This window comes from Flavobacterium quisquiliarum (assembly GCF_019308285.1).
GTDB lineage: Bacteria > Bacteroidota > Bacteroidia > Flavobacteriales > Flavobacteriaceae > Flavobacterium > Flavobacterium quisquiliarum.
The window spans coordinates 33427-49081 of sequence record NZ_WWEM01000020.1 but is presented as its reverse complement, the minus strand read 5'-3'; the positions used below and the strand labels follow the sequence as shown (position 1 = coordinate 49081).

Here is a 15655-nt window from a genome sequence, read left to right as displayed (position 1 = left end):
ACCGCAAAGGCGCTAAGTTTTTCGCAATCCCGATAGCTATCGGGAGCAAAGTTTAATTTAAGCTTTGCGAACTTTGCGGTTTGTCTTTGCGACTTTGCGGTTAATTTTTTATTCTTATTTATACGTTCCTACGTAGGTTACTACAGATCTGGCAGGAATTTCAAAACCAGAAACATCTACCGTTGTTCCTTTTTTCAAACTCAATGTTTCAGAAGTGGTGTAAGGCGTTAATTTGTTATCGGTTACTGTTCCTCCCGAAAGATTCAATTTATAGGCTTTCGCCGATTTGCTCATATTAACCGCAACCACAACTAGTTTTTTGTTTGTCGCATCTTTATAAGCGGTAACCATAACATTATTTAGTTCCATCGTATTATCAACACTTGGAATTTGAACTCTTACCATTCCTGGTTTTACGAAGAATGAAAAGTTTCCTAATGCCCAAAGTGTTTTAGAATCTCTGATGTAACCATCGTTTTTACAATAATCTGCATTTCCAGCTCCGTTGCTTGCGCCATCGTCTACGTGAATCAAACCATCTTTGTAATCTCCACGGCTAATTGCTGTCCACCATTGCCAAGAAGTAACACCTCCAACAGCAATATCAGTGCTGACAATACGAGCTGTCCAAAGTGCTAATGACATTCCTAAATCTCTTCCTGCTCCTGCTCCACCTGGAAGTTCAGCAGTTCCTGGACTTTCTAAAACACAATATTCTGATGACCAAAGACTAACTCCTCCAACTGACTGGATTCTTGATGCAGCTTCCTGTCTTGACGAAATAAGAGTGCTTAATGGCCAAGCCTGCCAGTAACTGTGTCCCGAAATAGTCTTTTTTACATTGCTCAAACCTGTGATTTTTTTAGAAGAATTCGCCGCAAAGAAATAATCAATCTGATTTGATCTGCTTTCTTTCCCTGAAACGGTTTTGTATAAAGGCTCATAAGCTCCTGCTTCTCCCACTACAATTTTAGTTTCTAAATTTTTGGCCTGCAATTTTGGAGATAAAATATTTACAAAACTGTAAATATTAGTATTCGTTGCTGGCGAACCTTCTTGTCCAGAACCATCCCATTCGTATTGCGGTTCGTTAAACGGACTCACATAATCGATTGTTAAACCGTGTTCTGTTTTTAATTTGTCTAAAGAGGTAACCCAGAAATCAGCTAAATCGGGCATTTTTCCATCTTTTAAATTGTAGAATTCTTTGATAGAAGCATGTGCTTTTCCGTTTTGAGTCAAATAAACTGGAGCACTGTTAGCGAATGCTAATAATTTATCTACACCACGTTCTCTAGCAGCTTTCATAAACCAAACCTGACCGGCTTGTTTTGTCATATCATAGGTAACACCGTTAGTCGTAAAACATTCTGATCTTCTCCATTCATCAGTAATATCGCTGGCGTCGCCTTGTTCTGCACTTCCTGCTCCAATATTAAAACGCCATAATGACAATCCAATACCTTTTGGATTTCCATCAGCATCTAAACCTTGGCTGAACAATAAATCGGCTATTTTATTTCTTTTCTCAGTTGGCCAGTTTTTTCCAATAAAGTTACACTGCCAAGCATCCGAAGCTCCAAAACTTTCCATTGTTTGAAGATTCATATCCAAACTTACTTTCAATTCTGTTACCGCATTTTCTGAACCTGAATTTTCAGATTTCTCAGAATCACAGCTTACAAAAAGAGAACTTGCGAAAAGTAAGCCTGCACACAGCAGACTTACTCTATTTTGATTATTAATCTTCATATTAGTATCCAGGATTTTGTTTAATTACACCACCGCTCAAATCGATTTCTAATTGTGGGATTGGCCACAACAAGTTTTTAGCAGGGTTAAAATTGATTCCTTTATCCTGAGGTTCTCTCAAGTTTGTGGTTTCGTATGGATCTGTAGAACTCAAATTGTATTTCACAAAAGTTCCGTTTGGTCCCATCAATGACTCAATAACTGGTCTTCCTGTTGTTGGATCTTTCTCACGACGAATATCGAATAAACGTAACCCTTCAAAAGCCAATTCTAAACGACGCTCTTTATAGATTTGTCTTAAAAGTGTTGGACCAGAAATTCCTGTTTTTGGATCTAATTTTACACGTGCTCTGATGATGTTGATATCTCCTAAAGCATCTCCGCCTGTATGATAATTAGCTTCTGCTCTTGTTAAATACATTTCAGCTAAACGAATCAACGGAATATTTAATGGCAAGTGAGCATCTTTTTTATCTAATGAACGACGTGTTGCAATTGGAATATAATATTTACGGCAGATACGCCCCGATTTATTATCGTTTAAACTGAATTTGTGTGTTGGATTCAAAACCTCATCACCGTAAGCAGCTTCTCCCCATTTTGTAATTGTGCTTCTACGACGGATCACATCATTTTCAGATAAATAAGCATTTTCTAAATCGCTTGTTGGCATACACCATCCCCATCCATCCAAAACATCCTGTGCATCATTACTTGGGAAATTCTTTTTATCTTCTCCTCTAGCACCAGCTAAAGTTGGCAAAGCCGCTCCTAAATCTCTATTTTGAACAGATGATGACTGTGCCTCTAAAATAGATTCAATTCCGTTATGATTATTCACATTCCAGATATTTAAGAAATCAGCCTCTAACTGGAAAGGACCTTCTGTGATAACTTTATTAGAATAGGTTTTAGCTTCTGCCCATTTTTCCTGAAACAATGATACACGAGCTAATAAAGCGTAAGCAGCCCATTTGTTTATTCTACCATCTCTCGCAACTGGAGCACTTTCTAATTTTGCAGCCGATTCTTTAAGGTCAGCTTCAATCTGTGCATATACATCTGCAGCAGAACTTCTCTCTAAAGTTAAATCTCCTGTCCCTAAAGATTTTGTATACAATGGAACTCCCCCAAATAGATTTACTAATTCGTAGTAGCAATAAGCACGCACGAATAATGATTCTCCCATATATTGGTTTTTCTGAGCCTCTGTAATTGGTGATAAAACCATTCTCTCTAAACCAATATTAGCGGATTGGATGGTATAAAAATGAGCGGTATAAATACTGTTCATGTCTCCCATATTATCAGGAGTAATAATGTACTGCGAGCAAGGTCTGTGTGCGCCGCTATCTTGTCCAGTGTTTCCCATCCAGGCGTCATCGGTTGACATTTCGTTTGTTACTCTTGGCGCTGTCAAGGTCCACCAGTCGTTAGGGAGCAACAACCTTTTTGTTAATTCGTTTGTATAATTTTCACACTCTTGTGCTGTTTGAAAATAGTTCTCTAAAGTCTGCGTTCCTCTTTGTTCTTTTTCAATGAAATCACTGCAAGAAGTTGAAAACAAAGAGAAAGCTATGATTGATACTATAATTTTTTTCATGATCGTTTTAATTAAAATGCAACATTAAGCCCCATCAAGATTGTTGGCTGTACTGGATAGTTCCATCCTCCAAAACCTGATCCTTTTACTCTGTCTCCTTTATCAGGATCTCCTCCTGCAACTTCAGGGTCAACTCCTGTGTACTTTGTCCATGTCCATAAGTTTTGTCCTGACAATGAAATTCTTAATTTATCCAATCCGAATTTGTTATTGAAAGTATATCCCAACTGTAAGTTTTTCATGCGTACAAAAGAACCATCCTCAACATACAGAGATGAGAATTTGGTAAAGTTTTCATTATTGTCATCTTTAGACAAACGCGGAATGGAATTAGAAGTACCTTCGCCATGCCAAGCCATTTGCTCTAATCCGCTAACTTTATTCGTTAAACTAGCTCCATTATATAAATCTGAAATATTCTGATTTACGATATCATTTCCGATACTTGAATAAAAATTGGCTACTAAATCAAAGTTTTTATAACCAAAATTTAAATTCAGACCAACGTTGTAATCTGCCCAAGGAGAACCAATTTTTGTTCTGTCTTTTTCATCAATTTTTCCATCGCCGTTTACATCTTTAAAGCGAACGTCTCCTACTTGTGCATACGGTTGTAATTTGGTTCCGTGTTCATCTGTATGTGAGTTTAATTCGGTTTGGTTTTGGAATAATCCATCTGCAACATATCCGTAGAAATATCCTGGTTCATCTCCTTTGACTGTTAATGTTCTGTTTCCAGATCCGTATAGTTTCTCACCATCAGCGGAAAGCGTCAGCATTTTAACATTCACGGTTGTAAAAGTCAAGTCTACACCATACGAGAAATCGCCTTTTTTGTCTTTATACGAAAGTAATAAGTCGATACCGCTTGACTGCATAGAACCAACATTTGTCCACATAGTTGAATATCCTGGAAATCCGCTATAAGTTGGAAACTGTTTTAAGAACAACATATCGTTCGTTTGCTTTTTATAGTATTCTAGTGATCCCGAAATTCTATTTTTGAAAAAACCAAAATCAAGTCCGAAACTCATATCTTCTACCGTTTCCCATTTAATGTCTTTGTTTGCCATTGAAGAAGGATAAGAAGTATCTACTACTTCACCACCAATTACATAATAACCTTGTCCGATATTAGATTGGTAAACCGCATCTGGAAGACCTTGATTACCTACTTTACCCCAACCTGCTCTTAATCTAAGATCACTTACTACATCTTTAGCAGATTCCATAAAACCTTCGTTTAAAATTCTCCAGGAAACCGATGCTGAAGGAAAATTGGCCCATTTGTTATTGGTCATGAATTTTGAAGAACCATCACGTCTGAATGTACCTGTAAAATAATATTTACCATCGTAGTTATAAGAAAAACGGGAAATATAAGACATCAATGAACTAGACCAGCTATTTCCTTTACTGTCTTTGTTTTTAGTAGCTGCATTTAATTCTCTCATCGAATCAGAATTATTTGGAACTCCTTCACCATAACCCCACAGATTATTTCCATTATATTCCTCCATTGTATTACCAATCATTAAAGAAGCATTATGTTTCTCTGCAAATGTTTTAGAATAGGTAATCGTATTCTGCCAGGTCCAATCTACGTTTGTAGTATTCCATTTCTGCACATTATTAATTTCTTGTTTTTCGTGTGCTGCATCGATTACAAAATCAGGCGTAAATGAATTTCTAACTTCATCACCTACCTCAATAGATGCCTGTGTACGAATCACTAAGCCTTTAATTGGTTCGTATTGTAAATATCCATTGGTGTTTAAATTGTACTTATCGGTATAATCGTCATATCTATTTACTGCTGCAACTGGATTCCATACATACGAAGGAGATCTGGCATAAATGCTATATTCGTTTTCTGTACCATTTAATTGATCAGCAGGTTTGTAAATTGGCGTAATTGGATCAATTTTATCAAAATCTGCCCAGTTACCTGGTGCACCCCAAGTTTCATAACGTGGGTTTAAAGTAATTCCTGCTTTAAATTTATCTGAGAATTTAAAATCATTTGCAATCCTCATTGTCACTCTCTCCCAGCCACCTATACCGTAAATAGATTCTGAATTATAATAATTAAGACTTATTCCGAAAGTATGTTTATCTGAACCTCCCGAAATTCCTAGCGATGCATTGGTAACTGGCGTTCCTTTTCTAATTCCTTCTTTCCACCAGTCTGTTGTTTTTCCTCGATACTGAGAAGGATTTGGCAGATAATCTGAATAACCTGAATTGTTGTAAGCCTTATTCATGATGGTCGCATAACCTTCGGCATCTGCCATATTGTATGGATTATTCATAATCTGCATACCAGAACTCAAATCAAAAGTAAATCTAGTTTTACCCTCTTTTCCTTTTTTAGTAGTAATTAAAATAACTCCGTTTGAAGCACGAGAACCATAAATGGCACTTGCAGAAGCGTCTTTTAAAACTTCCATAGACTCAATTTCATTATTACTTAAGAAATTGATACTGGTTCCCATCGGGATTCCGTCTACTACATAAAGCGGATCTGTATTTAAGTTTAAAGTCGAGATACCACGAATTAAAACTCTTGGCTGTGCACCTGGTCCACCTTGTCCTGTAACCTGAACTCCGGCTACTTTTCCCTGAAGCGATTCGGTTACGTTACCTACAGTCATAGTCTGTAATTCTTTTCCTTTTACTGACGAAATAGAACTCGTTACATCACTCTTTTTTACTGCAGCATAACCTACTACAACTATCTCATCTAATGTCTGGCTTGATTCTTCAAGGATAACATTTATTTCTGTTCTGTCTCCAATTGTTTCCAATTTGGTTGTGAATCCAACAAAAGTGAATTCAATCTGTGCATTTTTATTTGGAACATTAAGAACATAATTTCCATCAAAATCTGTTGCCGCAGATGATGAAGTTCCTTTAATAATTACGTTTACTCCTGGAATCGGCACATTGGCTTTATCCTTTACAGTCCCTTTTATTTTTATTTGTCCAAAAGATACCGCAGTACACAAAAGGGCAATAAAAAATCCTATATATTTAAATTTCATATGAAGCTGTTTTATTTATTAATTTTACAACAAAGGTCATAACCCACTATTTTTTTGTGATAAATACTCTTTCTAATTCCGTATCTAAAACTACTTTGTATACACCCGGAGCAGCTGAGTATTTAGCATTACCATTTTCTCCTGGAGACATGGTTGCAATTCCGTTTTTAATTAATCTCCAAGATGGATCCCACCATTGACCTGTGAAAGTAGCTTCCATAGTTCCAGTTAAAGTATACTCTCCAACTAATTGATATGGATTTGAAGCATTATTAGCTAAGTGCAGTCCTTTTTGTGTCCAAGCATCCCAAGTATCCCAAGTTGCACCTTGAATTCCGCCACCGCAAACACTTACGAAAGGTTTTCTCTGTGCCGCATCATCATGCCATAAACCGTTAGCCACATCTGCCCAAACTTTACTCGAAGGCGTGTATTTTTCTGCAGTGTATTTTAAAGTATTCGGATTTACTTTTATCTTGTAATATCCTTTTGTTGGCAAAATAATTGGTGTTGAAGCCACATCATCTATTAATTCATTTGAAGCATTTAGACCAAAACAATGTGGTGCAAAATCTGATTCCTGACCTAAGAAGTAAATTTCTTTGTTGTCTTTATCAGCATAATATTTGAATTCGAAATCCTGACCTGTTTTTTCATGGAAATACATTGGAACACCCACTGCATCTGTTGTCAAATTAGTTCCTTTTGGCTGGTCGCATAAATAGATTGCTGGATACTCATTTGTAGCCACAATATTTATATTGATTGATCCTGTATTTGGAATTGTAAATTTATCTTTAGCCGTAATCGTTAAAACATAATTGGCTGCTGTAACTGGCAATTTATAGGTTTTATTGAAAGTATAAGAATGAGGGGCACCGTCTAATTGTACGGTTTCATCAATACCCAATTCTTCACATTTTATCTGAATATAATCAATTCCTGAATCGTCATTTACTACAAAATTTACAGGCATGTCATTACTTGTAGACAATAAAATTACGGCTCCTTCTTTTGGCGTTATCATAGAAATGCTTGGTGCTGCAAACTCTCCGTCAAGACGTAAATTGATTTCTTCGTTTACAACATTTCCCGAAACGTCAGTAACGATTAATTTTATTTTGAATGCTTCTGATGTTCCTCTATTGGCTGGAACTTCAAAAAAGTAACTAAGATCATACGATTCTAAAAGCGGATTTGTTGCAAAACTAATTGTTTTATCCAATGATAATTCTGGAATTTGAATCTGTACGCTTTTTAATCCTAAATCATCGGCAAGAGCTGCTTTGATTTCAAATTTTCTACTTGGCGCTCCATAAATTTCTTTTGTAGAAACTACCACCGTAGGGTTATCAGAACTAGGGAATCCTGATTCATTATTTTGACAGCCTGTTAGAAGAATGCCAAAAAGAGCAAGAAAAAATAAAAATACATTTTTTTTCATTTCTTTAATTTTAAGGTTTAGTTAGTTAGGTTTCTTTCGAAAGTGAAAGTTTGTTTTAATCGTAGGTTATTCAAGTTTTCTCTTCCTCTCTTGAGGCAGAAAAGAAGTCGAAATAATTATGTGGCTACTTGCATATAGAATTGAGTTTGATTAATTGTTTGCTATTTTTTTTCTCTTTTTTACTTCTTAATTATGTTAGTTGTTTTGTAATTAACCCGCAGCTTATAAATAAGCTGCGGGTTCAAAAAGTAATGTAACCAACCATTACTTTTAGAAAATTTAAAGAGTGCTCAGCTCTTTAAACAGATAAAAAAAATTATCTTGAAACTAACATTTATAACTAACACCAATTCCGTACTAATTGATTGCTATAAGTGCAAAGAAATGTTTATTACACACTTCTAAGGAGGGGTAAAATGGAAAAAAAAGGAGGTCAAAATTGCAATTAACTATTATTTCGTGTTTATTTTTAGCAAATATTAAAAATTAGGTATGTATTTTTAAATTATCCGTAATTATTGAATAAATACTATTTTTTCAGCTAAAACGTTTAAGTTGTATAGAAGATTTTAAGCATTATCGCAAAAATCAAGCAGATAATGCAACATAATTTTATTGTTCTCTTAACTATTTAATGATATTTAGATCCGAATTGAAGGAACTTTTATACTTTTTGATATATTCTGACGGAGTCATTCCAAAAAGTTTTACGAATTGCTGTCTGAAATATTTTGGGTCTTCAAAACCAACTTCGGCACTTGCTTGTGCGATATTCATTTCTTCTGTCAACATTAACATCGCTGCTCTTCGAATTCGTAGGGAACGAATAAAAGCATTTAATGTCTGTCCCGAAATAATTTTGATTTTGGTATAAAGCGTTCTGTGGCTCATTCCCATTTCAAGTGCAAAAGTTCGAATCGTAAAATCTTTTTTATGAATGTTGGCTTCTACAATATCTATACATTTTTTTAGCATCTGCTGATATTCGACAGGAACTTTCTGAGTGTTTTCTTTGAGCGTTATACTATCTAAGAAATAAGCACGTAAATTGTGTCGGTTTCGCAATAAAGATTCTACACGTGCTGTCAGAATATCATCGTCAAATGGTTTTGTGATATAATCGTCTGCACCTTCATTAATTCCCTGTAAATGGGTTTCAGGATTTTTGGATGCCGTTAATAAAATAACAGGAATGTGTGATAATGCATTGTCTTCTTTAATTTTTCGGCATAATTCCAAACCATCCATTTCTTCCATTGTAATATCACTGATTACAAGATCAGGCATGTGTTTTTTGGTCAGTTTTAGTCCTTCTTCTCCATTTTCTGCAATATAGACAATGTAATTATCAGAAAACAATTTGATTAAATAGGTGCGAATCTCAGCATTATCATCAATAATTAAGACAGTACGTTTTTCAGTTAACATGGTCTTTTTAAAATCACTTTCAGAAACCAAGTTTATTATTGCTGGTTCTTCCAATTCATCTGGAATCAATTCATCAAATAACTGGCTTCTCTGCGGTTTTTCGTCTGTTATTTCAGCATCTTCAAAATGACTATTTCCTTTTAAAAATGTTAGTTTAAAAATACTCCCCTTTCCAGTTTCACTACTGCAGGCTACAGAACCTTTGTGTTTGTCAACAAAATATTTTACGATATAAAGCCCGATACCAAAACCAGTTCCTACGGAAACTTTAGAATTGATCTGTTTGAATTTTTCAAAAATAACATCAATATCTTTTTTATCAATTCCGTCTCCACTATCGCTTATTTCAAGAAAAACTTCATCCTCATTTTCGGTTACTTTCAAATTGATTTCTCCTCCAACTGGTGTATATTTAAAAGCATTTGACATTAAATTGAACAATGAAATTTCTATCTTTTCATAATCGCCAATGATTGTAATTTCATGCTCAGGAATAATGAAATTATAACTAATCTGTTTTTCTTTTGCCTGATTGACGAAACATTGATACACTTCATTAGAAAGATTATTTACGTTAATGGGAGACAATCGCAAGGAATCGGCATCGTTTTCAGCTTTTCTTAATAAAAGCAACTGATCAACCAAACTTAAAAGCCTTCTCGCATTTCGGTGCGCAATAGCCAAATCACTTCCAGCAGAACCATTTTCAACATTTTCTTTCTGAACCGCTTTTTTCAACGGATTAATAATCAGCGAAAGCGGCGTTCTAAATTCATGCGAAATATAAGTAAACATTGACGCCTGTTTTTCGGCTATCTCTTTTTCTTTTTTGCTTTCCAGTTCAGCAATCTTGACTTTATATTTTAATTTTTCTTTGTTTTTATTATAATCTAGATATAAAAATAAAAGTCCGCCAATTGCCGCTAAATACAAGGTATAGGCCCACCAGGTTCTGTACCATGGTGGTAAAACAGTTATAAAAACCAAACTGACTTCTTTATTCCATCCGCCCTGGAAATTGGTTGTTTTTACTTTAAAAGTATATTTCCCTTCCGGAAGTCTGGAATAATTTGCTTTTCGGGTTTGTCCAACATAATTCCATTGCTCGTCCCAGCCTTCCAGAAAATAGGCGTAATTTATTTTGTCTGAATTGTTATAATCCAAGGCAACAAATTCTAATGACAATGTCGTTTGATCGTATTCTAAACTAACATCTTTTATTTTATCTGAATCAGTATCAACTTCTGCTTTACTTTCTTTAATCAGCTGATTGTTAACATAAAAATCAGTCAGTAAAACATTGTTCTTTTGGTTAAATCCTTTTATAGTTTCAGGATAAAAAATATTAAAACCGTTAATTCCTCCAAAAAGAAATTCTCCAGAAGAAAGTTCGATTCCTGCATTAAAACTAAACTGATTGCTTTGAAGTCCATCATTTACAGAGAAATTACGGAATGTTTTACTCTTTTTATCATAACGACAGATTCCGTTGTAGGTACTCATCCATAAGTTGCCGTATTTGTCTTCCAACAACCTTAAAACAGTATTCGACGGCAGGCCATCATCAATCGTTAATCTTTTAAAAGTATTTGTTTTTCGGTCGAATAATAGCAAACCTCCCTCTTGTGTTCCAACCCAGAGATTCTTGTCTTTATCTTCATAAATACATCGAATAGGATTTCCAATTACTTTTTTAGTAACTTTTCGCGTTTCTTTTTCGATAGATAAAAGTGTGCTATAATTTCCTGCCCACAATTTTCCATCTGAAGTTTCCGTCATGCATTGCAGATTGTCAATATTTTTATCAAAAAGAATAAAATTGTCTGTCTTGCGATCCAGAAAATATAACGAACCTTCATTTGTTGCACTTGCCCAAATATTGGCTTTTGAATCCTTGAATACAAACCAAATATTTTTTTCAGTTTGTTTAGTAAAAGTATTATAACACGAATATTTTTTTACACTATTTGTTTTCTTATTGATACGATTGATACCTCCTGCCCAGGTAGAAATCCAGATATCGTTATTATCGCGGATTATTCCCGTTATAAAAGGGCTTGAAAGTGAAGTTCCGTAATTGGTATAAGTATTATTTTTTCGATCCCAGTATTTCAATCCTGCACCATCTGTTCCCACCAAAAGATTCTTTTTTTCATCTTCACAAAAAGATAAAATAAAGTTGTCTGCAGGCTCTTTTGCATTGTATCGGATGCTTTTAAAATACCTAGGCGTATCACTCAGCATACTGATTCCCCCACGAAGTGAACCAAACCATTTGTTACCTGATTTGTCTTCGTATAAACTCCAGACCGAATTACTCTTTGCTAATTGTTCGTTGTAAGAAACAGGTTTATTATTTTGATTGATATAAAAAATACCGCATCCGTCTGTTGTCAGCCAGGTTTTTCCTTTTTTATCAATTAAAATATCTGTAACACTGCATTTATTGGTAAAATAATTTTCTGAAACCAAACCTGTCTTAGTATTCAATAAAAATAATCCTTCATCGGTTCCTAATAAAAGATTTCCGTCAGCGGACAATTTCATTGCTTTTACTCCAATGGAAAGCGGAAATATTATTTTTAAATCTTTTATCTTATAATCATAATTACACACCCCCACATTTCGAACATACACCCAGCATCCTGATTTTTCTTTGTTTTCCTGAATAGCAATCGCGTCATAAGTATTAATGCTGATTCTGTTTCCTAAAGCATTTAGCGAAATATGTTTTCCAATAAAAGAACCATTTTCAAAAGCCAATAATCCTAATTTTTGGGAAGCAACCAACACCAATTGATCTGACACGGATCGCATCTGATGAATAATATCCTGTAAAACTTTTGTTTTTTTATCTTGAGCTATATATCTAACGGTATGAAAGACGGCTTTCTTCTTGTCGTAAATACAAATTCCATTGGTTCCTCCTATCCAAATATTGTTTTTAGAATCGCCTTCAATATTGTAGATCGTATTGAATAATAGTGATTTTTTATCGTTGATCCGATTTCTAAAAACTTTAAAATTGTAGCCATCATATCGATTTAGACCATCATAAGTTCCAAACCACATAAATCCTTCATTATCCTGGTAAATAGAGATAATTGAATTATTAGACAAACCGTCAGAAATATCAAGGAATTTGACTGGATAATCTTGTGAAAAAACCTCAGAAGAAAATCCTAAAAGGAGTAGAAAATAGAGAACAAATGGTTTCAAAATGTACTTAGTTAGGGTCGGGTAATAAGTACAATTATAAGGTAATTTTAGGGAAAATTTAAAAAAAGAATGCAGAAATGACCAACATTCCTGCATTCTAATCAAGCTTTTATATTTAAGCTATTCTTTTTAATAAAACATTCCTTATAGAGTTTAAATTCTATGCGAATATTTTTATCAATAAAGAAGCTCAATCAACTTATTATTCTAATAAAAAAACAATCAATCCTCTTGCGCCATGTGCGCCTAGAACTAGAGATTGTTCAATATCTGCTGTTTTTGATGGCCCTGCAATAAAAGTTCCAAATCCATATTCCATATTGCCAATTCTGTCATAAGCTTGTTGCATCGTTGGCAGAATGTCTTTTTTATGAACTACAATGGCTAAATATTGTGCTATGAATGGCGCAACACGTTGACCTAATATATCATCTGTAACCCAAAGTCCACTGTTTTCTGCAACACCAAAATGCGCTTTGACAACTGTTAATTCAACATCCTGAAGCGAATGCGGATCAACTGTTTTCCAGTCTAAAGACGCAATTTCAGAAAGTTCTGGAAGTGTTGTAATTAATCGTTTCTCCAGATTATAATTCGATTTGATATAATTGATGATTTCATTATAATCAGCAACTTCAACAGGATCTCCTCCGATCCCTTTCAAAACCGTTTTATACGTTTCTATTATATCAAATTGTTCAGAACCTAAAAGTTTTAAATCTGGCAATTCTGCAAGTTCATTAGGCTGATTCGCTTTTATTCTTTTTAAAATTTCGCCTTTACTACTCATTTCCTTTTTCTTTAGATTCTCTCGAATTTTTCTTGTACCATTCTCTAAAAGATTCTTCTGGAACATCTGGCATTTCGCGCTGATCGTACCATTTATTCATTTTATTATTGACTATTCCTGGAATATTCTTCATTACAAATCGTCCTGATTTCCCAGCAATATTAAAAACGGTCGGATTGGCTAAAACGGTTGCCATTGTTTTCATCGCCACAGTTTTTACCTTTGGCGTATGGCCTTCTTTTACCAAAACCTGACGCCATTTGTATAATTGGTCGTGAATATCAATTTTTACAGGGCAAACATTCGTGCATGAACCACAAAGCGTACTGGCAAAAGGCAGATCAGCATTTTTGCTCATATCTAAGTTTGGCGCTAAAATAGAACCAATTGGCCCCGCAACTGCATTATGATAACTGTGTCCACCGCTTCGTCTGTACACAGGGCAGGTATTCATGCAGGCACCGCAGCGAATGCATTTCAATGAATTCCTAAAATCTTCTCTTCCTAATTGCGTGCTTCTTCCGTTATCTACAATTACGATATGCATTTCTTTTCCGTCTCTTGGTTTTTTGAAATGGCTTGAAAAAGTTGTTATCGGCTGTCCTGTTGCGCTTCGTGCTAACAATCTAAGGAAAACACCTAAATGTTCTCTTTTCGGAATCAATTTCTCGAATCCCATACAGGCGATATGAACGTCTGCTAAGTGCGCACCCATATCGGCATTTCCTTCATTGGTGCAAACTACGAATTCTCCTGTTTCTGCAACGGCAAAATTGACTCCTGTTAAAGCTACTTTTCTAGTCAAAAAAGTATTTCTCAAACTATGACGAGCTGATTCTGTTAAATACTGCGGATTGAAATTTCCTTTTTCTGTACCTAAATGTTCGTGAAAAGTTTCACTTACATCTTCTTTCTTTAAGTGAATCGCTGGAAGCACAATATGGCTTGGCGGTTCTTTTCTTAGCTGAACAATATATTCCCCTAAATCTGAATCGATTACTTCAATTCCTTTTTCAGCTAAATAATCATTTAAATGGCATTCTTCTGTAAGCATCGATTTGGATTTCACCATTTGCTTTACATCATGTTTTGCCAGAATAGAATGTACTATTTCATTGTGTTCTTTGGCATCAGCTGCCCAATGTACAATTATTCCGTTTCGTTGCGCGTTTGCCTCAAATTCAACCAAATAATCGTGGATATTAGAAAGTACATTAAATTTTATTTGGGAAGCCGTTTCGCGAAGCAATTCCCAATCTGCTATTTGATGAGCTGATCTATCTCTTTTAGCGCGAACAAACCAAAGTGTTTCATCATGCCAATTCACACGTTCTACATCTTTATTGAACTTTGTTGCGGCTTCACTGTGCTGTATTATTTTTTCTGATGACATTTTCTACTATTTAAAAGTCAATTTTGAAATGTTTATCATTGGTATGCTTTATTTAACCGCAAAGTTCGCAAAGGAAAAAGCGCAAAGTTCGCAAAGATTAAAATTAACTTTGCGAACCTTGCGTTCCCAATAGCTATCGGGATTGCGAACTTTGCGGTTAAACTTTATACTCAACATCCGTTCTTAGTTTTCGAGTGAATTTAATATTTCTGCAATGTGAATGGTTTTGATCCTGCTTTTTTGTCTTTTTAGAATTCCGTCCAAATGCATCAAGCAAGACATATCTCCACCTGTAATATAATCCACATCATGACTTTCATGATCTTTAATACGATCTTGCCCCATTTTTACAGAAACCGCTTCTTCAGTCACACAGAAAGTTCCCCCAAAACCACAGCATTCGTCTTTTCTGGTTAACGCAACTAAATCAAGATCTTTTATACTATGTAATAACTGTTCTGGTTTAGAGAAAAAAGGTGCATTTAATTCAGACATCTGCGAAAGCTTCAACCCACGCTGACCGTGACAACTTACGTGCATTCCAACTTTAAACGGAAATCTTCCATCAATATGGTCAATTTTCAAAACGTCTGTAATGAATTCTGTAAGTTCGTAAACCGTATTTCGTATTGCTGTCGCTTTTTCTTCTTGTTTTTCATCGTGTAAGTGATCTTTCACATGCAAAACACAGCTTCCAGAAGGACAAACAATATAATCAAATCCAGAAAAATTGGCAATAAAATTAGCGTCGCATCCTTTTGTTAAATGTGCATAACCACTATTTGCCATTGGCTGTCCACAGCAGGTTTGCCCCATTGGAAAATGCACGTCACAGCCTAATTTTTGAAGTAATTCGTAGGTTGCAATTCCTACTTTTGGGTAAAATTGGTCGACATAACAAGGTATAAAAAGTCCAATTTTCATATTGTAGTATTTAGTGTGTTGTTCATTAGGCGTATAAAGTAAAAATGTAAAAAATACG

The 15655-nt window shown here is 35.0% G+C and carries 8 protein-coding genes; all 8 read right to left on the bottom strand.

Going from position 1 to position 15655, the window contains the following annotated elements:
- Window positions 1-114: 114 nt before the first annotated feature.
- Window positions 115-1752, bottom strand: coding sequence for a glycoside hydrolase (locus GSY47_RS08395; RefSeq protein WP_179005587.1), 1638 nt, complete (start codon window positions 1750-1752; stop codon window positions 115-117).
- A gap of 1 nt (window position 1753) precedes the next feature.
- Window positions 1754-3355, bottom strand: a complete 1602-nt coding sequence (locus GSY47_RS08390; RefSeq protein ID WP_179005585.1) for a RagB/SusD family nutrient uptake outer membrane protein — start codon at window positions 3353-3355, stop codon at window positions 1754-1756.
- Window positions 3356-3366: 11 nt separating this feature from the next.
- Complete coding sequence (locus GSY47_RS08385; protein WP_179005582.1) at window positions 3367-6399, bottom strand: SusC/RagA family TonB-linked outer membrane protein; 3033 nt, start codon at window positions 6397-6399, stop codon at window positions 3367-3369.
- A gap of 46 nt (window positions 6400-6445) precedes the next feature.
- Window positions 6446-7843: a hypothetical protein gene (locus tag GSY47_RS08380; RefSeq protein ID WP_179005580.1), complete on the bottom strand. Its 1398-nt coding sequence runs from the start codon at window positions 7841-7843 to the stop codon at window positions 6446-6448.
- A gap of 627 nt (window positions 7844-8470) precedes the next feature.
- Window positions 8471-12490, bottom strand: coding sequence for a two-component regulator propeller domain-containing protein (locus GSY47_RS08375; RefSeq protein WP_246611290.1), 4020 nt, complete (start codon window positions 12488-12490; stop codon window positions 8471-8473).
- A 202-nt stretch (window positions 12491-12692) separates the two neighbouring features.
- On the bottom strand, window positions 12693-13280 hold the full coding sequence (locus tag GSY47_RS08370) for a LutC/YkgG family protein (protein WP_179005576.1): 588 nt from the start codon (window positions 13278-13280) through the stop codon (window positions 12693-12695).
- Entirely contained in the window at window positions 13273-14673 is a 1401-nt protein-coding gene (locus GSY47_RS08365) for a lactate utilization protein B (RefSeq protein WP_179005574.1), read from the bottom strand. Before GSY47_RS08365 ends, GSY47_RS08370 begins: the two co-directional genes overlap by 8 nt.
- A 183-nt stretch (window positions 14674-14856) precedes the next feature.
- Entirely contained in the window at window positions 14857-15597 is a 741-nt protein-coding gene (locus GSY47_RS08360; RefSeq protein WP_109193952.1) for a (Fe-S)-binding protein, read from the bottom strand.
- Window positions 15598-15655 lie beyond the last annotated feature (58 nt).

Coding starts and splice junctions, on each gene's coding strand:
- GSY47_RS08395 (WP_179005587.1), bottom strand. CDS start 1,752: ATGAAGATTAATAATCAAAATAGAGTAAGTCTGCTGTGTGCAGGCTTA.
- GSY47_RS08360 (WP_109193952.1), bottom strand. CDS start 15,597: ATGAAAATTGGACTTTTTATACCTTGTTATGTCGACCAATTTTACCCA.
- GSY47_RS08385 (WP_179005582.1), bottom strand. CDS start 6,399: ATGAAATTTAAATATATAGGATTTTTTATTGCCCTTTTGTGTACTGCG.
- GSY47_RS08370 (WP_179005576.1), bottom strand. CDS start 13,280: ATGAGTAGTAAAGGCGAAATTTTAAAAAGAATAAAAGCGAATCAGCCT.
- GSY47_RS08390 (WP_179005585.1), bottom strand. CDS start 3,355: ATGAAAAAAATTATAGTATCAATCATAGCTTTCTCTTTGTTTTCAACT.
- GSY47_RS08380 (WP_179005580.1), bottom strand. CDS start 7,843: ATGAAAAAAAATGTATTTTTATTTTTTCTTGCTCTTTTTGGCATTCTT.
- GSY47_RS08365 (WP_179005574.1), bottom strand. CDS start 14,673: ATGTCATCAGAAAAAATAATACAGCACAGTGAAGCCGCAACAAAGTTC.